Consider the following 21,371-nt stretch of genomic DNA (forward strand, 5'->3'; position numbering starts at 1 on the left):
TCACACCTTCAATTCAGGCCAATGAGTCGGCATGACAAGATTCTGGTCGTCGCAGCTAAACGCTTGTAGATCAAGCTTTTCGGTAAGACCCTCCGCCTGTTCCCAGGCCTCCAGTATCTGGGTAAGTTGATCTCTACTACAGCAACCAACTACTACTCGTTCAATTACTGGACAATGACGGGCCAACGCCAAACACATCGCCATAACGCCCACACTGTGCTTTTCCGCCATCTGCCACAATGGTTCCAATACAGATTTGTAACCGCCAAAGTAATCTGGCAGCCGATCTAACGGTGTTACCAGAACCCCCTGCAGAAATAGTGAACGTGCATGGATAGCCACGGAATTGTCCGTCAATGCTGAGCTTAGTTCGGCGCTCAGAAAGCGCTGATCGAGCAAATTTATTGGCGCCTGAATTAGGTCCATTGGAAATTGCCGAATAAGGTTCAATGCCTCCACGTCACTATAGAAAGACACTCCTATTCGCTCACACAGTCGCGCTTGGCGAGCCAATTGTAAGCCGGTGTAAAGTTCGTCACCTTTGGCTAACAAATCCCCGCTATCATGCAACAATACGGCATCAAGCTTATGAACGCGTAAACGTTCCAGGCTTCCTCCGATTTCTTCCAACAGGTTATTAGCGCTAACACCTGCTGGCACCTTAGTAACAAAACGAAACTCCTGACTACCCTGTAACACCTGCCCTAGTCGAGTTTCGGCATTTCCATAGACAGTCGCCGTGTCCAAAGTGTCGATTCCCGCCTGAGCCGCCAAATATAGAATGCTCTCCATTTCTGCCAGGCAGACTTGTCCAGCGGAATTTGTAACACCGTAGTCCGTCCCAAACTGAACTGTACCCAGTGCCAACTTCATGACAAAAAATCCCGCACTGAAGCCACTACGTGATCTTGCTCCGCCTCTGACAAACCAGGAAAAATAGGCAGAGACAGCGTCTGGCGATAATAGGATTCAGCGGCAGGGAAATCCCCCCACGAGAATCCCAATTTTTGATAGCTCGGCTGTGTGTGTATGGGAATGTAGTGTACCTGAGCACCTATGCGCGAACTGCGCAGATGCGCAAACAATCCAGCCCGTTTCTCTTCCGCTACCTTAATAATGTAAAGATGGTAACTGCTGCGTTGTCCGGGCATCGGCTTAAGAGTATCGAGAGGTAACTCAGAAAGAAGCTGATCATAGATTTGGGCAATTCTGTTACGCTCAGCCACTGCCTCGTCACAACGGCTCAGTTGACTCAGCCCCAATGCTGCCTGCAGATCAGTCAATCGATAATTCCAGCCCAGTTCCTGCTGCTCGTAATACCACGCTCCTTCTTGAGTCTGGATAAAATTTTGTGGATCACGACAAATCCCATGTTCGCGTAATTGTCGTATTCGTTGATTTAGTATGTCACTATTGGTTAACAGCGCCCCTCCTTCACCAGAGGTAATTACCTTGACCGGATGAAAGCTGAATACCGTGATGTCCGAATATCTACAGTCACCTATGCGGGATTCGTCGTACCTTGCCCCAATAGCATGGCAGGCGTCTTCAATCAGCGACACTTCATAACGATGGAGCAATTCGCGGATCTCCTTGAGTTGACAAGGATTTCCAGCCATATGTACTGCCACTACCGCCTTTGGTAGACGGCCACATTTTTGAGCCCGCTCAAGCTTTTCTGACAATCGTTTAGGGCAGATATTCGCATCGGCAGGATCAATATCAACAAAGTCAACTTGAGCTCCACAATAAAGGCCACAGTTGGCAGAAGCGAGAAAAGATATGGGGGACGTCCAGAGCCAGTCTCCGGGCCCCAGCTCTAGCGCCAGGCACGCTAGATGTAGCGCTGCCGTACCATTGCTAACCACGGCGCAATGACTAGCTCCAGTGTAATCCGCCAGGGCCTGCTCGAATCTTGGTACCGTTGGCCCCTGGGTTAACCAATCTGATTTCAATACTTCTACAACGGACGCGATATCTTCGTCGGTAACCGTCTGCTTACCATAGGGAATCATAGCTGTACGCTATCATGAAGCTTCTTAATATCGTCAACGCTAAGAAACCAGGGATTCTTACCCGAATCGTAGCTGAACCCCTGTTCCACGGCAGTTCCTTTTTCCTTCAAGCGATTACAGCCATAGTCAAGGGCTTCATCGTGAAAGCTGATGCTCGGAGTAATGACATAGTGATCGTGAAACTCCAGAGTCCTGTATGAGTCGTCACGAGGTATCATTTTTTCATGCAATTTTTCGCCTGGGCGAATGCCGACAATGTTATAGGGCATTCCAGGTGCCACCGCCTCAGCCAGATCCAGGATTCGCACCGAGGGAATCTTTGGAACGAAAATCTCTCCACCGTACATTCGTTCGAACCCTTTGAGTACCAGGTCCACGCCCTGTTCGAGGGTAATCCAAAAACGGGTCATCTCCGCATCGGTGATAGGCAATTTGTCCGCCCCCTCTGCCACCAACTTCTTGAAAAAGGGAATCACAGAGCCTCTGGAACCAACCACATTGCCATATCGAACCACCGAGAATCGCGGAAATTCAGCCCCCACCATATTATTTCCTGCCACAAATAGCTTATCTGATGCCAGTTTGGTGGCGCCGTATAAATTGATCGGGTTAGCTGCCTTATCGGTAGATAAGGCGATAACCTGCTTCACTTGATTGCGTATGGCTGCATGAATGACATTTTCGGCGCCAGTAATATTGGTGCGAATACACTCTGTGGGGTTGTATTCGGCCGCAGGCACTTGCTTCAAGGCCGCTGCGTGAATGATGTAGTCCACACCATTACAGGCTTGGGTCAATCGTTCTTTGTCTCTTACGTCACCAATAAAATAACGCATTTCAGGCCCATTGAAGGTCTGCTGCATTTCGTATTGCTTAAGTTCGTCACGGGAGAAAATGATGATTTTTCTAGGCGAATGTCGCCTCAACAACATTTCGGTGAATTTATGACCAAAGGAGCCAGTACCCCCTGTAATCAGAATGGACTTGTCATCGAACATGATAGGGCTCCCGTTCGCATTGCGGTCAATCTAAAGTGCCAAATGTTTGACTACCTCTCAAGCATGCACAATCAATGCCACGAATCCTATTTTCCCTACCCTACTTTTAAACGCTCCGAGCGCTGCCGCCCAGCCCCGTATTTATTCGTGCCATTAATTGCTGCTGGCGGTAAATGGCAAGCGCTTGGCAATATCGTCTAAAGCACTGCCGGAGCTGTTGAGACTGTTAACGATGCGTTCCATGGCCAGAAATTGAGCCATCAACCGTTCGTGGAAAGCATCCATGCGGCGATCTAGCGTCGACTGATCTTCATCTAGCTCATCAATCTCGCTCTGCAAGGTCGATTCGCGATTATCCAGAATACCATTGCTCTCCAGATAGCTGTCGATTAACAAGCTCAGTTCACTGCCAAAGCCCCTGGAATAGGTAATTGTGGTTGTTGGTGCCCCTGGCTGCACAATCAGGCTCAGCCCATAAGGATCAGTATCAAGCTTGGGCAGCAGTACATTGCCCACTCCGAATCCGGTTACACCATCCCAAGTCCCCTCCACATCCTTTCCGGCACTGCTACTGCCGGCTCCCAAACCTAGATCGGCTGCATTGCTCCCGACATCGGTGACGCTGACGTTAGATTTGGCCCCGTAGGTACGAGAGGTAATTTCAAAGTGGTCTCCATTCCAGACAACATCCACATCAGCGCCAGATGCATTAAGTGTGGCATCGTTATTGACTTGAGCTTGAATATGGGCAGCCAGCGCGTCCTCATCAGCGTAGACTCCCCTAGTCAGGCTAATGGTACCCGAGGCAGTACCATTGACCGAAATGGTAAAATCGTAGTCATCGGCATTGGGACCCGTACCCGCTGTTGCTGAACCTGCAAGGAAATCGAACTCTGATGCGCTGGGACCAAGATTGCTAATAGCAACACTGGAGTTGGAACCTGTAGAGCGAGAGGTAACAACAAACTTATCAATATTGTATACGATATCGGCAGCCAGTCCGGCAGCATCTATCTCCGATTGCAGGGCCGTAGCAATTGCGTCTCGGTCCGCGTAGTCGGCGATGGGCAGACTAATCGTAACGGCCGTGCCGCCATCAATGGCGAGATCAAAATCGTAATCTCCCGCCGGTTTACCCTGAGTTGCTATATCTAGACCGCCGGCAAAGGTTGAAGTACCACCGGTATAATCACCAGAGGTTGAGGCAGTAGCCAGATCAGCCAATAACGTCCCAGCAGCAGCAGCGCCAACTAACTGCCCCTTCTCCGGATCTTGGGTAATTTCAACGGTATAGGAGCCGGGAACGGTTTCATCACGGAAGCTGTTGATTAACACTTTGTCTGCGGACGAACTGGTCTGAGGACTAAAGAGGGATTTGACCAAGTCATAATTGTCATCAAACGCCTGTCGAAGATCGTCTTCGTTGATCGTCAAAGTGCCATCCAGCTCGGTACGTATACCCACATTGGTTAATGCGGTAAATCCACTATCAGCAAGGCCTGGAATAGAACTCGCGATCAAGTTACGGATCTGGCTCTGTAATGATCGCGCCGTGGGATCGCGAAACAGGCTGCCATTGTCCTGTTCTTCCTCATTAAAACCCACCGCCGGTTCGATGGCCTCCAAAAAGGCGTTAAAAGTATCAACAAAATCCCGAACCGCTTGCTCTCCGCCGGCTTTATCTTCAGTTATCGTCACACTTACAATATTACCGGGATCCGCCTTTGCTAGATTGAAACGAAAACCCTCGATCACATCATCGATTTCATTTTCGCTACGGTTGACGGTAAGACCATTCACCTTTAACTCAGCGTCTTTGCCCACCTGGCTAAGATCCATGGTTTGGGCTCCGCTCCGATAATCGAAAGCGGCTAGCCCAGAAGAACCCGCGTCCTCTACAGCAGTGATCTCCATCTGGTTATTTAGACCGGAATCTGCGGTTAACAGTAATCTGTACCCTGCACCATCATTGATAATACTCGCCGTGACTCCCGCCTCGGCGTTGTTAATGGCATCTCGAAGACCGTTAAGCGAATTATTGGTATCATCAATAGTAATTACCAGGGCATCTTGGCTCGTATCTTGAGTAAAGGTCGTGGGAGGGTTGCCGGTATCCCAGGCGCCAAAATTAATCGTTAGAGAACCCTTCCCGACTGCGTCGGTAGGATCAGTATAAGTGGTCGCAGTGGACAATGATTGGGATTGGGCGACATCGATTACTTCAAACGAATAGCTGCCTGTTGGCACTTCTTCTTCCAGCGCCAAAGGAATAAACGCATCACTGTCACTGAAAGAAGCAGTCTTACTGTTAAAGGTTGCTGAATCCTTAAGCGTATCCGCCATATCCTGCAGAGTAGACAGCGCCCCGCGAACAAGGCCAAAGTCAGAAATCTGGGATTCAAACTGCTCCCGACTGTCATCGATCTGTTGCTGGCGAGGTGCCCGCTCAATTTCTGTCAGCTGATCAGCAATATTGCGGGAGTTAATACCAGACCCGGCACCCAGAGCTCCGATAATATTGCTTCCAATTGAGTCCGTCATATTTCTGAACCTATCGTTGCTTGGGCCTTAAGAACCAATCAACCTTCTATAAGAGCTATCGGCCTCAAGCGCTGTACCTACAAGACCACTTTGCTCTCAGAATACCAAAATTAATACCCGAAAAACTGTCGTCTAACGAGATTTGACAGGTTTCTTACAGTTTTAGACGGAATTTGTCACTAACACAAATGCAAAAGGCGTACCATAGGTACGCCTTTTGCGCGATAGCCAATTCTACAATTGCTGAGCAATTAGCCGTGCATATTGATCAGCTGCAGAGGCTCATTCATGCGAGCTCTTTCAGCTAAATCCAACACTACCTGATTGGGTATTTGACGAATCAGTTCGCCGCTTTCGCGGTCCACCACCCGGACTACCATGTCTCCAGACCCATCATCTACACTAAACAGCAGGTCGCGCTGCTCATTTTGCACAAAGTTATTTAACTCAGCGACTGCCTGACTCACCGCTTCATCAGCAACAGCTGCTTTCGCCTCCTGCGCTTGCTGAACCTGAGTTTTCTCAGGTGGCAATACGTTGCCGGCATCCGCAACTTCTTTCCGCCTGTCGCCAGAACCCGCCGATGAAGCCGTTCCCGTAACGGTGCTAGCTACCGATGGAGAAAGTCTCACTTCATTCATGGGTTAACCTCTTAACTTTAACCGGGAGAGCCTCACACCAGTTTTACCAGTAGTGACTCTCCACTAAAAGCTAATCGCTTCTCCTTAACGGAGCAGCGACAGTACCTGCTGCGGAGCAGCATTTGCCTGAGCCAACATCGCCTGAGAAGCCTGCTGCAAGACCTGAGCACGGGATAGATTAGCCGTTTCTTCCGCGAAATCGGCGTCCATAATCCGCGAACGAGCTGCTGCGGTGTTCTCAGAGATATTCATCAGGTTACTAACGGTAAAGTCGAGTCGGTTATTGGCCGCACCAAGTTCCGATCGAGTTGCGTTGATCGTCTCCAGTGCGTTATCAATCGTATCGATGGCCGATTGCGCTCCAGCTTGTGTGCCAATACTGATCTGAGAGAGCGGACTACCCGACACCGCGCCTGTTAGGTCTGTATTCATATCCAGCAACCCGGTTGCAATTTCACCTGTAGCGGTCAAATCCAACTGAATCTGCTGGTTATCTTCCGACGTGAGTTCCAACTTGGCATTCAACGTCACAGACTCATCATCCAGACTACCGTCACCGTTACTATCGGTAATGCCAATACCGGTAGCCACCATACTGGTCAAAGCATTAGTGTCACCCGCTTTAACAGTAATCACCGAGTTTGAACTGAGCGCCAACTCGCCATTTTCATCTACGCTGGCCGTTACACCCGTAGTGGCCTGGCTACCATTAATACTGGTCACCACGTCATTTATGGATGCCAAAGACGTCAACGTAATGTTAGTACCATTGATTTCGATGCTGCCACTTGCCGTTACCGCAGAAGCAGCTACTGCAAAGTGAGTACTGGCAGTGCCGGTGCCAGTCACCGTAAAGGCCTGTGACCCATCATATGAGTCAAATCCATTAACAACCCCACGCACCGCGGCCTCAGCAACATCACCAACGGTTGTACTCGCTAACGTACTAATAGTGACGTTTTCGTCAGAGAACAGGTGCAGCAAGTCATTCTCATCCACATAGGCCGTAACACCGCTGGCAGAAGAAACTGCATTGATCGCAGTAGCAATATCAGTTTGGGTCGTACTGCCCCCCGCTGAAGCTACACTCAGGCTCACCGCTACGCCATTAATGTCAAAACTGACGGTTTCAGCAGCGCCAGAGGAACTGATACCAACAGAACCGGTGGTGACCAATTCGGACGAAGTTGCAGCAAAGTCAGTGGTATAGGCATTGCCTGCAGTGATGCTAGCAGTAACACCGGTCTCATCAGTCTTGGCGTTGATAGCATCAACCTTACCCACCAGACTAGCGCTAGTCACCGCTCCAATGTCAACGCCATTGATCTTGACATCACCTACGGCGATATTGGTGGCCTGCGCAGTAGCAACCAACTCAGTACCGGTCACTTCGCCACTGCCGGTGGTTTCTCGGAAACCAAGTCCTGCCAAATCTGCGTCCGTACCAGCCGCACCCTTAGTGATAGCAATCTCAGAGCCATCGTCAGAACTCAGAGCGATAAAGCTGTTATAGAAATCATCGGTAATACCAGTGGATGTTCCCGTATCCGAGGTAGTAATGGGTTGACCATTTTCGCTCGCGAGCACCAGCTTGCCTTCGTCTGAGACACTGGCAGCAATGGAATTACCAGTGGTGTCGTTAATTAGGTCCGCCAACTCTTGCATATTATCGGTGGTCTTGTTGGAGATTGTGAATACTTGGTCACTATCGCCGTCTATACCATGAAGAGTCAGGGTCAAAGTATCCCCTGCTAGCAGTTGCCCAGTTCCGACACTGGCCGCTTCCACAGTGTTGATCAATTCTGCTGAAACGCCATTGACGTTGTCATTGATATCGTCAATCAGATCCTGCAAATTGTTGCCATTAGCGGTATTGCTGAAAGCTTGCAATGCCTGACCATTGATCTCAATGTCACCGTCATCGAAAGCAATCGACGCAGCAGACGAAGTATCTAAGCGGGCACCAGAAACATCAAAACTGGTGGAAGAATTTAAGCCAAGAGAATCCGCATCCATAGCCTCAATCGAGAAGCTGATTGTCTGATTCGCTTCAGATCCCACCTGCAGATCTACTTCACCCAGAGTACCGTCCAGCAATAATTGACCATTGAAACTTGTGGTCTCGGAGATACGATCAAGTTCTGCCACCAGCTGCTGAACTTCCGCATCGAGAGTAGCGCGGTCGTTATCACCATAAATACCGTTTGCAGACTGAATTGCCAGTTCGCGCATCCGCTGGAGAATATTGGTTGATTCATCCAGAGCACCTTCCGCAGTTTGAATCAAGGACACACCGTCATTGGCGTTGGCCACGGCACGATTCAGACCGTTAATCTGGGAGGTCATCCGATTGGAAATCGCCAGACCCGCAGCGTCGTCGGCGGCGGTATTAATCTTCTTACCAGAAGACAAACGCTCCATCGCTTGATCCATTTCCATGCCGGACTTGACCAGCTGGCGCTGCGAATTGAGCGACTGGATATTACTGTTAATAACTAAAGCCATAAGAGACTCCTGCTCATTGTTGTACTTTCTACACGCCAGCCATACGACTAGCCCTATTGAAGGACATTTAGGAGTTGCGTTCTAGACGCTCCTGAAAGGGTTGTCGGCCAGACACAGGAGAACTTTAGCTACAGGGTAACTAAGAGGGAAATGAAGGAAAGAATAAAAACTTCTTATTTTTCAATATGTTACATAAAACCAATAAAAAGCATTTTTAATATAGCAAAATTGCATAACCAGAATTTGCAGTACCTCTACCAAAATATGAGTGGACTGCCTATCACCAGTCCACTCATATTGACGTCTTCTATTAGCCGTTCAAGAGTTGCAGCACCTGCTGTGGCTGTGCATTGGCCTGTGCCAACATCGCCTGGGAAGCCTGCTGCAGCACCTGGGCTCTGGACAGATTCGCCGTCTCTGCCGCAAAGTCCGCGTCCATAATCCGCGATCTTGCTGCCGTGGTATTTTCCGACACGTTCATCAGGTTACTCATGGTGAACTCAAGCCGGTTGGTCACCGCACCCATTTGAGAACGGGTCGCGTTGATGGTTTCCAACGCCTGGTCAATGGGGTCAATGGCTGCCTGAGCATCGGCCTGTGTGGCCACGTTAATGCTCGACAAAGACGAGCCTGTCACCGCTTCGCTAAGGTCCGTATTCATACTGAGCAGGCCAGTGGCAGTAGTACCGTTGGCCGTCACTTCCAGGCTGATTGGTGCGTCGTTAGCGGAGTCCAACAGAATGCGTGGATTGATCACAATCGACTCATCACTGAGATTGCCGTCGTCGTTCGAGTCCCTAATCGGATTGCCATTGGCATCTCTAATTCCAAGAACATCCAAGGATGCCAACCCATTAGTATCACCCGCGGCAACATTAAAGGCTGAGGTTCCTGACAATTCCAGCTCACCATTTTCATCCACTCTGGCACGAACGCCGGTCGTTGCCTGAGCCGCATTGACATCCGTCACGATCTGTTGGAGATCACTTAGATCCGTTAATGTGACTTCTGTGGCATTTAGAACAATGCTCCCCGCCGTACCCGCTGTCGCAGCCGCAATTGATACCGAAGGGGCTGTAGACAAGTCCGCATTTACAGAACCATCTTGGTTCGCCAACTGATCAAACGCGTCCTCTACCGCGTTGCCGTTGGACGTAGCCGCCAGGGTAATCGTACCTGTGGAATACATGTGTAATGCATTGTTACTATCAATATAAGCGGTAACTCCATGTGAGCTGGTAATTGCGTTGATTTTGCCGACCATGTAATTCATATCCAAACCAGCTGCTGTTGCTGTTACCGCAACACCATTGATCGTCAATACAGTGGTTCCTGTCGTGGCTAGAGTTGCGCCGCCAGCACTGGTGACCAACTCTACAAACTGATGATCCGTGTCAGCCGGGTAAGACTCCGCCGCTTCGATAGTCGCGGTCACTCCAGTCTCATCAGATACGGCATTGATATTTTCGACCTTACCAACCAGGTTCGTCGCTCCAAGTGTACTGATTCCGACGCCATTAATGACCAGATCGTTAACACCCAGAGCGGTAAGTTGATTACCCCCTGCGCTGCTAGTCAGAGTTGTGCCGGTGACCTCACCCTGAGCCTCTACTTCTCTGAAACCCAGAGCGCTTAGATCAGCATCAGTGCCTTCCGGCCCCTTGGTAACTGTAATAGTGATTGACTGCCCATCATCTGAAGTCAAGGCAATATTACCGTTGAACACATGTTCGTTAGCCACCACATTGGGGCTACTCAAACCGGTAACACCTGCAAGCAGAGCTGCGCCGGCACCATCAGAAGTGCCATCGCCATCGGTATCGATACCGACACTGATAGTCCCACCAGTAGAATTGCTCAGTACCAACGCACCGGAATCACCGATTTCAGCGCTGACAGCACCTCCGGTAACCGAGTTGATAGCATCAACCATCTCCTGCAGCGTCTGAGTACCAGAGACACTGTAGGTAGTAGAGGGCTGTCCATCAATCGACGCCAGAGTAATATTCAGCACGTCGGGGTTAGGACCGGCACTGTCCAAGGCACCGGTTCCCACCGATGCCCCTTCGATCACGTTGAAACCTTGCGCCGTCACTCCATCGACGTTTTCAGTGATGTCATTGAACAATTCACTCAAACTTTGGGTGGTGGAATCGAATGCGGCAACGGATTCACCGTTAATCAGAATGTCACCATCATCCAATTGCAACGGCAGTGTAATCCGGTCGCCGGAAAGGTCTGGAGAAATGCCACCGAGACCCAGTTCGTCAGTATTCATTGCCTGAATGCTAAAGCTGATGGTTTGATTCGCTTCTGCCCCGACCTGAAGATCAACATTGCCCAAAGTGCCGTCCAACAGTTTTTGGCCATTAAAACTGGTGGTCTCAGCAATACGGTCCAGCTCCAACAGAAGCTGTTGGACCTCCGCATCCAGGGTTGCGCGGTCTTTGTCGGCATAAATGCCGTTCGCCGACTGGATCGCCAGCTCGCGCATACGCTGCAGAATATTGGTTGTCTCATCCAGCGCACCTTCTGCTGTCTGGATCAGAGAGATTCCGTCATTGGCATTTCGTACCGCCTGGTTGAGACCGCGTATCTGCGAAGTCATCCGATTCGAAATCGCCAGACCCGCCGCGTCATCAGCCGCCGTGTTAATACGCCGCCCGGATGACAAGCGTTCCATGGCTTGCGTCATGTCCTCGCCAGACTTCACCAATTGCCGCTGGGAATTCAGCGCTGCCACGTTCGTATTAATCACTAATGGCATAATGTTTCTCCTATTAACCTAAGAGCTTGCCAATGCTTTTCTTAAAAAATTGGCCGATTCACTGTTTGGGCAACACGGGCGGTGAATTGCCGGTTTCGCCTCAAATCTTTTCCACACCACTGATAGTGCAACGGCTGTGCCAACCACGTTAAAAAAAGATAAGTTGCTGACTCTTAAGCAGTTTTTTATTTGTTTTGCCTAGCGCAGTGGAGCTGCGTCAGAAAAGCGGCAACATCCTTCCCCCTATCCACCGCCCGTATTGCCGCTTGGCAAATACTGTTTAACTGAATACCATGAAGCGGCGTCTACGAACTTTTGAATGGATACCGACTATGCCGACCTCTCCTACAGAACATCTCCACCGGATTGAGTCGGCCAGAGGCATCTATACGAAGATTTGCGAAGCGATAGAAAATGAGGAATGGGCGAAAGCCGAAGAATTGATTGAACAACGCACCACTGCCATCGAGAGGGCATTTGTTGCCGACCTTCCTGAGTCGACTCACGAATTTGCCCGCCAAGCATTTGCCGAAATCCGTCGGCAGGAAAGTGAACTTATGGAGCGAGCGAAAGATCTTCAGTCCAATGCAGGGCGAGAGCTGGCACAGCTTAGACGCAATAAGAATTCCATTGATGCTTATAAGCTCGACTAACGACTTCAGCTTGCACAGCATTGGTGGATTACGCCTCGGGCTAATCCACCCTTCTACGCCATGATTGAGGCTCAAGCAACCAAGAATTTAATTGAGGATGACTAGCCAGAGGCGTAGTCCACCAAGGAAGCTACAAATTAAGATTACAGTCGGCTGAACAAGGTCAGCTGACTCACTCTTACAAAAGTGGCCTGCGCAGCCTCCAGCACCAGAGTCAGTGCCGACAGTCGGCTGGCAGCCTCAGCATAGTCCAGATCCCGTAAGTCGCTCAGAATTTCCCGACTGACCAGCTCGTTATCCAGATGAAGCTCTTTGGTACTCTCCAGCGTATTGAGTCTCGCCCCCAGATCCGACGTCGTTTCCAGGATATTGGTCTGAGCGTTGTTAATGTTGTTCAGTGTGTCCGCAACAATTTCACCGAGAAAATCCCGGCTTTCCTGACTGCCATCCACACCTTTCATCGCATCGCTGAAACGGGCAAGCGTGGTAAGCACGTCCTGATTGGGGGTTGAGTCGATAAAAAACTCGTCCCCTTCCTGAATCACACCATCGGTAGATGTCACGCGGGCATTTCCGGTCAGGGCCGGGGTCAGGTCCATGGCCGCATTTACCAGCGCTGCACCCGGGCCAGCAACATTATCCAGGGTAAAATTGACTCCTACCGGCATGCTAAAACCAGTGGCAGTAGCCGTTATCCCCAGGTTGGCCAACCGAGTTGCGTTTCCGTTACCAACGTTGTTAAGAAGGTTGGCCAAGTCCGTTGCATTGTTGACGTCGGCATCCAGCACCAGAGTTTCTGTTACGCCATTTACAGTAACATCAACGGTTGCGTTATTAGCGCTGAATAATTGGGGAAAGGCAGCACCACCACCAAAATCTATGGTTGCAGGAGATACTGTGGTCCCGGAATTGGGATTGCCATTGATACTGATACTCACGCCATTTACCGTGAACTCGTCGCCAGGCGAGTATCGGGTATTCTGGAACGGCTGAATGATATTGCCAGTGGATCGTTCCGTAATGGTAAAGTTTTTTCCAGGTGGTGAGATTTCATCGTCTTCGCGGAAGGTAATCACCATATCTTCCGGGTAAAATTCGTCGTAAGCATCCTGATCTACAATCTGACCAATGCTGATAGTTGCCGGGGGATTGGATTGATTTGCCGCACTCGCGGAGGTACGCATGGTGTTTTGTGCCGCAGGAATATCCACAAACACCGCTTTGCCAGAATCGCTGGTGGCGATACTGGTGCTCTCGGAGACCTTGATGCGAACCTGTCCCTCATCCCCATTGTACTGGAATCCAGTATCGACCGTCCCAGTAAATGGTTTTTCACCGCCTTTGTACCCCCCGAAAATAAAGTCTCCTGCCGCATTTTGGGTATTGAGTAGATTTTGCAATTCGTCTAAACGTGCATCCACTTCTGCAGCCAGCGCCGTGTATTCACTCGCAGTATAGGTCGCCGAGTTACCAGCCTGAACCGTAATTTCACGAATTCGCTGCAGCGTATTAAGCACACCCTGCAGAGTGGTTTCTTCGAGGGTCAAATTGTTTTCGGCGATATTGATATTTTTGCCGTATTGCTCAATGCGCGCCAGACTTTGATCAAGTTCCAGAATTTTGGTGGAAGCTACTGGGTCGTCAGAAGGCGTCAATACCCGTTGCCCAGTAGATAACTGCGCCTGAGTCTTGGCAATTTCCTGATTGGCCTCGGTGATGCTGTTGTTAGCGATACCGAAGATCTGTGAAGTTGAAATACGCATGGTTGCCTACCTGATACTATTCAGCGCTGACACCTTAAAATGAGTTGATCAACCGCTCGAAAATATCCCGGGCGATTGAGATAACCTGGGCATTGGCATTGTAGGCCTGCTCCAGCTGAATCAGTCTTGAAGCTTCTTCATCCAGGTTGACGCCCGAAATCGAATCACGAAGATTTTGAGTCTGTGTAAGTACCTGCTCTGCCGCATCCAGATTGATCTGTGCCGCGTTGGTCTCAATACCGATTAACTCAACCAGAACGCCGTAGGAATCGGCAAATGTTTTTTGTTCGCCGTCCACGACCTGTTGGCCACTCAGATTCACCATATTCAGCGCATTGCGGTTATCCGATATACCGTCGGTATTAAAATCAAGCGTGAAACGGTCTCCGGTATCGGGTATTCCACTGATGCTGGCGGCGATACCGAGATAAGAAGATTGTGCAAAGTTGGCGGCACTGCTGTCACCAACTAAGAGGCTAACAGTTGGCGTAGTGGATAAAACCCGGTTGGATGCTAGAGTAATGTCGAATGTGCCTCCCACGGTAACTGTTTCTTCATTACCCGCACCAGCGCCGGCTAGCGTTGCAGAACTTCCATTGTAATCGGTTACTACCAGTGATTCCGTTGCAGCGCCCGCCTCCAGTGTTACGTTAAAGTCATCACCTTCGCTGGAGAATACCCGAAGCTCGGGCTCTCCTGTTGACGTATTGGTCCCGGACACAGCATAAATACCCAACGCCTGAAGGCTGGAATCTTCGTTAATACGCTCCGCCAGGTATTGGCTGAAACTGGCCGGATTACCTGATGGATCGGGCACAGTATTCAAAACAAGAGGACCATCGTATTCAATCAGATCCACACCATTAAGATTCAGCTGCAGAGGTGCCACTCCAGACAAATCATCAAAACCCGACAACTCCATAGAGTTGCGCGCATTTACCGAAACACCGGACAAATTGGACAACTGGCTGGCAATACTACGAGCCGAGTCATTGAGACTGGTAGTGATGCTGGTGGTGGTCGTAAGACTTGTCTCTGGATCAAAGATATTCACAGAGAATGTCTCTGCCGGATACCCATTGGCTACTGGCGCCAAAGGTGCAGCGCCTGCAGACACACCTGTTATGCCGAGAGATGTCCCTGCAGCCACCACCATTGTTTCACCAGAGTCCTGCGAAAAGAGCGGATTCACCGCGCCAGGGATATAGGTTTGATTGCGAATCGGGGGGTTTAATTGTTGTGGATTTGCGGGATCGGAGTTGTCCAATACGTCGTAAGTTGTCGGACTGGTGAAGACCACTACCAAAGGCGGGCTCATTTCCCCCTCATTGGCAAACAGCGGCAACATACTGCCATCTGGGGCCGTCAGGCTGGTCAGACTGCCGGCGTCAATCGTGGCATTGCCGGTATTGCCGCTGTCATTTTGTGTTGACAATGGGCTGGCAAAAGCCAGCTGATCGGGGCGTTCCAACTCAAGAGCTATATCCTTGGCGGCCGTACGCGTGGGCTGGATCAGGAATTGATCACCCGGCTGAAACGTACCTGAAGTAAAATTCAGGCGTAAGCCGTCGAATTCGATGCTCTGGGGAGGGTTGGCAGGCAGACTACCACTGAAAACCACCTCGCCGTCACTCTGGCGGGTTATTCGATAACTGGTGTCATTGGGGCCGGTCGCCAGCAAATAGTCGCTTGAAGTAAGCTGAGTCGCGTCCAGAAGTTCCAGCGACATAATCCGATCATCCGGCAAGGCGTTATTGCCACTGCTCAAGACCCTGCTAAGCGCAACCGACGGATCGTTTACATCCTGGAAGAACAGACCACCGAACTGATTGTTAAGATCAATACCTCTACTATGTGCATCGTTATACTCAGCGGCCATAACTAAAGCAACGCGACCCAATTCATTGAAAGCCGTGCTGAGTACTTCACTCCGGAAGTTCAGCAACCCTCCAACTTCTCCACCCGAAACTAAACTGGTAATGACCTGTGACCCGGTACCGTCCAGATAAGCAATATCCTTTTGGATGGGATCCAATTGGCCGTCGACCAAACCAAGTTCTCGTGAATCGGACCCGACTACAAGGGCTTGACCGGATCCAATGCTGATATTGACCTGGCCATCATCCTGCGCCACCACACCAATTGCGACCAGCTCTGAAAGTTGCCGCATAGCCTCTTCACGTTGATCCAAGAGGTCATTGGGCGGAGTGCTATCGATACCACCCGCTAATGATATGGCGTCATTCAAATTGGCAATGTTGCTGGCCAGCGCATTGATCTGACTAAGAGAGACTTCCAACTTGCTATTGACGTTCTCGCTAATCGTAAAAACACTTTCATATAATGTATTAAATCGATTAACAAGATTGCCCGCTTCACTGATCACCAGCTGGCGCGATGGAATTGATGTCGGGTCATCTGCGCCGTTTTCCATTACCGCAAAGAATTGGTCCAATCCACTCGACAAACCGGTCGAAGGATCTGACAGCAAGGTGTCAAGCTGACGAACATTTTCATGGAACGCGTCCAGCTCGCCAGCCAATGTTGTGTCTTTTCGTAATTGAGCGATTACAAATTCGTCGGCTGTGCGCTGAATAGAATCGAGTTTTACCCCTGTACCGACAAAACCGGAACCCAGTTGATTAGGCAGAGTTGTACTGATCTCTACCCGCTGACGGCTATAACCGGGCGTATTGGCGTTGGCGATATTGTGTCCAGTGGTGCGTAGCGCCGTTTGGCTGGTTTGCAATCCACTAATAGCGGTATCAAGTAATCCCGGCATGCACCCTAACCTCGATCATTGCCGTCTGAAAATTTTCGCTCGACGATACTACTTATCTTGCTGGCATAATTGGGATCCGTGGCATAACCGGCGGCCTGCAACTCACGAAGGTACTGTTCCCCATCCGCCGCAACCTCCACGGCACGCTGATACCGCTGATTGCCAAGAATAAAGTTAGCGTAGTCTTCAAAGCTGTGATCGAATGAGCTGTAAGAACGGAAGTTGGCCATTTCCCGCAGTGCCACGCCGTTGCGGTATTCGAGCGTTGAAACTCTGGCAACGTCGCCCTGCCATTCGGCACCAGCCTTGATACCAAACAGATTGAAGCTGTTGTCGCCATCCCCCGTACGGATCATATGCTGCCCCCAACCACTCTCCAGAGCGGCCTGGGATAATAAGTAGCGAGCGTCCAACCCCAAACGACCTGCCACACGCTCGGCGACGGGCATCAGAGTTCGAATGAAGTCTTCGGCGGAACTAATATCGTCAACAACCGGCGCGGGTTCATTATTGAGCTGTTGATTATTCTCTTGAGCACTGTTTTGAATGTTGGCAGGAGTCGCAGACTCAGCCGCTCTCGGTACAGGTGTGACGGCATCTCCGCTGAGAGGCGGAATATTTGAAGAAACGGCACCACTCACCATATCCTCCGCAGTAGACATACCGGCCTTCAACTGCCGCACCAACCCCTCCGCCAGACCAACACCTTTTTGTGAAAAGCTCAGTGCCAGCTGCTGATCAAACATCTGCTCGTAGAACTCGGTCTCGCTGGAATTGCCCATCGCGTCGTCTTTAAACACCTCGTTGGCGTCGCGCATGGACTTCATCATCATATTGAGGAAAATTGATTCGAACTGCTTGGCCACCGCCTCCAGCGCTTCGTCTCCGGTGCGATTGCCGTCTTCATCCCGCCCCAGGCGCTTGATGTTCTGCAAGCCGCTGAGATCGGTGTAGTTGTTGGCATCACCAAGAGCGGCGGAAATGTGATTGTAGTTATTGATCATATCAGCCCACCTAGATCACAATGATTTCCGCTTTAAGCGCACCCGCCTGCTTCATGGCTTCCAGAATCGCCATCAAGTCTCCGGGGGCCGCACCCACCAGGTTTACCGCACGCACGATGCTTTCCAGGTTTGAACCACCATCAAGCTTAAACATTGGGTTGATGTCCTGCTCCACGTTCACTTCCTCGGTGCCTGGCAATACCACAGTTTGTCCCTCGCCCAATGGCCCGGGCTGAGACACTTGAATACTTTCGTTGACTGTCACAGTAAGACTGCCATGGGTTACAGCCACTGGCTCAACCCGAACGTCCTGCCCCACCACAATGGTGCCAGTGCGCGAGTTGATAACGATACGCGCCGCTTCCCTTCCAGGTTTGACATCCACGTTTTCCAGCAGCGACAGATAATTGACTCGATGGGCCGGATTGACCGGCGCGTCCACTATGACTGAAGAAGCGTCCATGGGGCGAGCCACGCCAGGCCCTAGCAACTCATTGATAGCCTCTGCCATGCGCTTGGAAGTGGTAAAGTCGGCACGGCGCAGATTAAAAACAATGGGTTGGCCACTGGCGAAATCATTGGGGACCGCTCTCTCCACCGTCGCACCGTTGGGCACACGACCAACACTGGGAACATTGACGGTAACTTTCGAGCCGTCCGCCCCTTCCGCACCAAAACCGCCAACGATCAGATTACCCTGGGCAACGGCATATACCTTGCCGTCAAGTCCCTTCATGGGTGTCATCAGTAACGTACCGCCGCGTAAACTTTTGGCGTCGGCGATGGAAGAAACCGTGATATCCACTTTATGACCCGGCTTTGCAAACGCAGGAATTTCCCCGTGTACCATAACCGCAGCCACGTTTTTGAGATTAAATCGAGCACCAGCGGGGATGGTGATGCCAAATTGCTTCAGCATGCTGTTAAAAGACTGGGTCGTGAAAGGCGCCTGATTGGTCTTGTCACCGGTGCCATCCAACCCCACAACCAAGCCATAACCCAGCAGTTTGTTCGAGCGTACGCCGGCAATATCGGCCAGATCCTTGATGCGTTCTGCGGACGCGCGAGTGCAAGGCAGCAGCAAAAAAAGCACCAGCAACCAAGCCAGAAACACCTTAAGTTTTAAGAGATCCAATTGGCGACTGTATAACATGGCGTTATTCCCTCCGCGGCTCGACACTAAAACGGCCACACGGGGCTGTTAAAGAAGCGAGCCAGCCAACCCATATTGTTGGTATCCGCCAGATCCCCGGTTCCGCTATAGGCGATACGCGCATTGGCCAGGCGATTAGATGGCACTGTATTTTCAGGCGTTATGTCTTCGGGCCGAAGAATGCCACTGATGCGGATAAATTCATCGCCACGGTTCAGAGTCATCCACTTTTCGCCTCGAACCATCAAGTTTCCGTTAGGTAAGATATCCGCCACAGTTACCGTAATGTTGCCCTGCAAACTGTTGCTTTGATCGGCATCAGCCTCACCGGTAAATTCCCGCTCCTGCTGAATTTCCGTCTCCAACGTTGAGCCTTTGACGACGGGGTTATTGCCTAATAACGGGCCCGCATTAAAGCTGACATCGTGATCTTTGGTCAGGGAAATATTGGTGGTTTTCTGAGAAACCGTACGCTCGCTCAATACAATCGTTATCACGTCACCGACCCGATGGGCCTTGCGATCGACAAACAACTCCAAACCGCCACCTTGCATAAACAGCGAGCCGCTGGCCGCCGGTTCGGTGCGTTTAGGGGCCTCCAAAACCGGAGCAAAAGCCGGGTCACCGGGTTTAACCGGGGTATGCACACCGCAACCGACCATAGCAGTGGTCGCGAAAATCAGGCTGGCAGTTCGATTAAACATGGTGGCGCCTCGGTTTATCCGCTATTAAAGATTCTGAGTGATGTACTGCATCATTTGATCGGAGCTGGATACCACTTTCGAGTTCAGTTCATAGACCCGCTGAGTGGTGATCATATTGACCATTTCCTCAACAATATCGACGTTGGAATTTTCCAAGGCGCCCTGCTTCAAGTTACCCAAGCCGTTTAAGCCGGGGTTACCGGTCAGTGGATCACCACTGGCGGCTGTCTGTTGAAACAGGTTACCGCCCACGGCCTGCAAACCGGCAGGGTTCACAAAATCAGCCAACTCAAATTGTCCGATCTGCTGAGGGGCTGCCGGATCATCCACCACAACGCTGACAACACCGTCGTCGCCGATGGTAATCTGCGTGGTCCCCTGAGGTACGGTAATGGCCGGTTGTAAAAGCAAACCATTAGCTGTGACAATTTCCCCATCGGCACTGAGATGGAATTGGCCGTTGCGGGTATAGTTGATTTCACCAGTGGGCGACAACACCTGTAAAAAACCGCGGCCATCAATGGCGACATCGAGCGCATTGTCGGTAACCTGCATACTGCCGGTGGTAAATTCTTTTTGAGTTCCCACGACTCTGGCACCGGTGCCCACCTGTAAACCGGAGGGCAGTTGGGTGTCCTGGGTGGACTGGGCGCCCGGTTGGCGTTGCACCTGATAGAACAGGTCTTCAAACACCGCCCTTTCGCGCTTAAAACCCACCGTCGAGGCGTTGGCCAGGTTGTTGGATATGGTACTCAGTTGCGTGTTCTGTGCGCTGAGACCGGTTTTACTGACATAAAGTGCAGGAAGCATAATTCCACCTTTGTTTTTTACGGGATCACCCAGAAGTCTCCTTTGGGCAACCGCCAAAAATCCAACCTATCGCCACATTCGCTTGCCCACCATGGCAATACGACGAATTATTGACTTAAATCCCGTCCAATTACTGGCTCTGCAATAAACGGGCCGACGATTCGGAATTGCCTTGAATCGTCTTCATCATCTTGACGGAGAGCTCGTACTGACGGGACAAGGACAACACTTGAGTAAACTCATTGACGACATTGACGTTACTGCCTTCCAGAAACCCGGAACGCAGTCGCAGGGCACCGTCTATCGGCGCTTCCTCCCCATCTTTTTGGCGGAACAAACCATCTTCACCTTTGACCAGCTGCTCCAGATCCGGGCTCACCAGGCGGATTCGGTCCGGCTGGGCGAGATCCACGGCCGTCTCGCCCCGGGTGGTCACGCTGCCATCGACACCAATATCAATCTTGCTGTTAATGGGCATAAAGATGGGGCCGCCGTCTCCCAGCACCTGCAGCCCATTACCAGTGAGCAATTCACCATTTGGGCCTAGCTGAAGGGATGCTGAGCGGGTATAGGCTTCTGTGCCATCAGCAGCCTGAACAGCCAGAAAACCATCGCCGTCGATAGCAAAATCCAACTCTCGCCCGGTTTCGATCATTGGCCCTTGGGAGAAGTCAGTCGCAGGACTTTCGGTTAGTGCGAAAGACCGGGTGGGATGACCGTCACCGTAGAACACGGGCATACTGCGAGCTTGCGCAAAGTCCGCACGAAAACCCGTCGTATTGGCGTTGGCCAGATTATTGGCATGAACCGTTTGCGCAAGCGTGTTGTGCTTGGCAGCGGTCATGGAAATGTAGAGCGCTTTATCCACGGCAAAAACTCCTCTGGATTATCTCCGTCAGGCACGGCGCCTACACGAAGGTCTTAGAGGGGTATTTGCAAGTAGCAAGCCAACAAGGATATTTACATAAAAATCAATAAGTTAAGAGCTCAAGGGAAAGCCATGCGGCAAACCTCTCCAGACAGAATCGGCCGCAT

The 21,371-nt window shown here is 50.9% G+C and carries 15 protein-coding genes; 1 reads left to right on the forward strand and 14 read right to left on the reverse strand.

The genetic code is table 11. The features are described from left to right. The 7 genes from HBA55_RS26780 to HBA55_RS26810 form a co-directional block, all read right to left on the reverse strand. Entirely contained in the window at positions 1-873 is an 873-nt protein-coding gene (locus HBA55_RS26780) for an aldo/keto reductase (protein ID WP_166997802.1), read from the reverse strand. Further along, positions 870-2,015 carry a UDP-4-amino-4,6-dideoxy-N-acetyl-beta-L-altrosamine transaminase gene (gene pseC, locus HBA55_RS26785; RefSeq protein ID WP_166997812.1) on the reverse strand — a complete coding sequence of 382 codons (1,146 nt, stop codon included), beginning with the start codon at positions 2,013-2,015 and terminating at the stop codon, positions 870-872. Before pseC ends, HBA55_RS26780 begins: the two co-directional genes overlap by 4 nt. Continuing rightward, complete coding sequence (gene pseB, locus HBA55_RS26790; RefSeq protein ID WP_166997822.1) at positions 2,012-3,013, reverse strand: UDP-N-acetylglucosamine 4,6-dehydratase (inverting); 1,002 nt, start codon at positions 3,011-3,013, stop codon at positions 2,012-2,014. The genes pseC and pseB overlap by 4 nt, the downstream gene beginning before the upstream one ends. 153 nt (positions 3,014-3,166) lie before the next feature. After that, entirely contained in the window at positions 3,167-5,554 is a 2,388-nt protein-coding gene (gene fliD, locus HBA55_RS26795) for a flagellar filament capping protein FliD (RefSeq protein ID WP_166997828.1), read from the reverse strand. A gap of 251 nt (positions 5,555-5,805) precedes the next feature. Then, a complete protein-coding gene (locus HBA55_RS26800; protein WP_166997830.1) occupies positions 5,806-6,195 on the reverse strand; it encodes a flagellar protein FlaG in 390 nt (129 codons plus the stop codon). An 84-nt stretch (positions 6,196-6,279) separates the two neighbouring features. Beyond that, entirely contained in the window at positions 6,280-8,700 is a 2,421-nt protein-coding gene (locus HBA55_RS26805; RefSeq protein ID WP_166997832.1) for a flagellin N-terminal helical domain-containing protein, read from the reverse strand. Positions 8,701-9,010: 310 nt separating this feature from the next. Then, positions 9,011-11,467, reverse strand: a complete 2,457-nt coding sequence (locus HBA55_RS26810; RefSeq protein ID WP_166997834.1) for a flagellin N-terminal helical domain-containing protein — start codon at positions 11,465-11,467, stop codon at positions 9,011-9,013. A 332-nt stretch (positions 11,468-11,799) separates the two neighbouring features. On the opposite strand from HBA55_RS26810, the gene fliT reads away from it, so the two are divergent. Next, entirely contained in the window at positions 11,800-12,120 is a 321-nt protein-coding gene (fliT, locus tag HBA55_RS26815) for a flagellar protein FliT (RefSeq protein WP_166997836.1), read from the forward strand. A gap of 143 nt (positions 12,121-12,263) precedes the next feature. On the opposite strand, the gene flgL is transcribed toward fliT, so the two are convergent. From flgL to HBA55_RS26850, 7 genes are all read right to left on the reverse strand, one after another. Continuing rightward, a complete protein-coding gene (gene flgL, locus HBA55_RS26820; protein ID WP_166997838.1) occupies positions 12,264-13,883 on the reverse strand; it encodes a flagellar hook-associated protein FlgL in 1,620 nt (539 codons plus the stop codon). Between the two features lie 34 nt (positions 13,884-13,917). Continuing rightward, positions 13,918-16,665: a flagellar hook-associated protein FlgK gene (gene flgK / locus HBA55_RS26825; protein WP_166997840.1), complete on the reverse strand. Its 2,748-nt coding sequence runs from the start codon at positions 16,663-16,665 to the stop codon at positions 13,918-13,920. Positions 16,666-16,670: 5 nt separating this feature from the next. After that, the gene (gene flgJ, locus HBA55_RS26830) at positions 16,671-17,669 is read right to left on the reverse strand and encodes a flagellar assembly peptidoglycan hydrolase FlgJ (protein WP_166997842.1); all 999 of its coding nucleotides are present in this window, start codon (positions 17,667-17,669) and stop codon (positions 16,671-16,673) included. A gap of 10 nt (positions 17,670-17,679) precedes the next feature. Then, positions 17,680-18,822: a flagellar basal body P-ring protein FlgI gene (locus tag HBA55_RS26835; protein WP_166997844.1), complete on the reverse strand. Its 1,143-nt coding sequence runs from the start codon at positions 18,820-18,822 to the stop codon at positions 17,680-17,682. A 26-nt stretch (positions 18,823-18,848) separates the two neighbouring features. Next, positions 18,849-19,526 carry a flagellar basal body L-ring protein FlgH gene (gene flgH, locus HBA55_RS26840; protein WP_166997846.1) on the reverse strand — a complete coding sequence of 226 codons (678 nt, stop codon included), beginning with the start codon at positions 19,524-19,526 and terminating at the stop codon, positions 18,849-18,851. A 24-nt stretch (positions 19,527-19,550) separates the two neighbouring features. Then, positions 19,551-20,336, reverse strand: a complete 786-nt coding sequence (gene flgG / locus HBA55_RS26845; protein ID WP_166997848.1) for a flagellar basal-body rod protein FlgG — start codon at positions 20,334-20,336, stop codon at positions 19,551-19,553. A 130-nt stretch (positions 20,337-20,466) separates the two neighbouring features. Next, on the reverse strand, positions 20,467-21,204 hold the full coding sequence (locus HBA55_RS26850) for a flagellar basal body rod protein FlgF (RefSeq protein WP_166997850.1): 738 nt from the start codon (positions 21,202-21,204) through the stop codon (positions 20,467-20,469). Positions 21,205-21,371: the final 167 nt, after the last annotated feature.

It is taken from the genome of Pseudomaricurvus alkylphenolicus (assembly GCF_011683955.1).
In the GTDB taxonomy this organism is placed as follows: Bacteria; Pseudomonadota; Gammaproteobacteria; order Pseudomonadales; family Cellvibrionaceae; genus Pseudomaricurvus; species Pseudomaricurvus alkylphenolicus.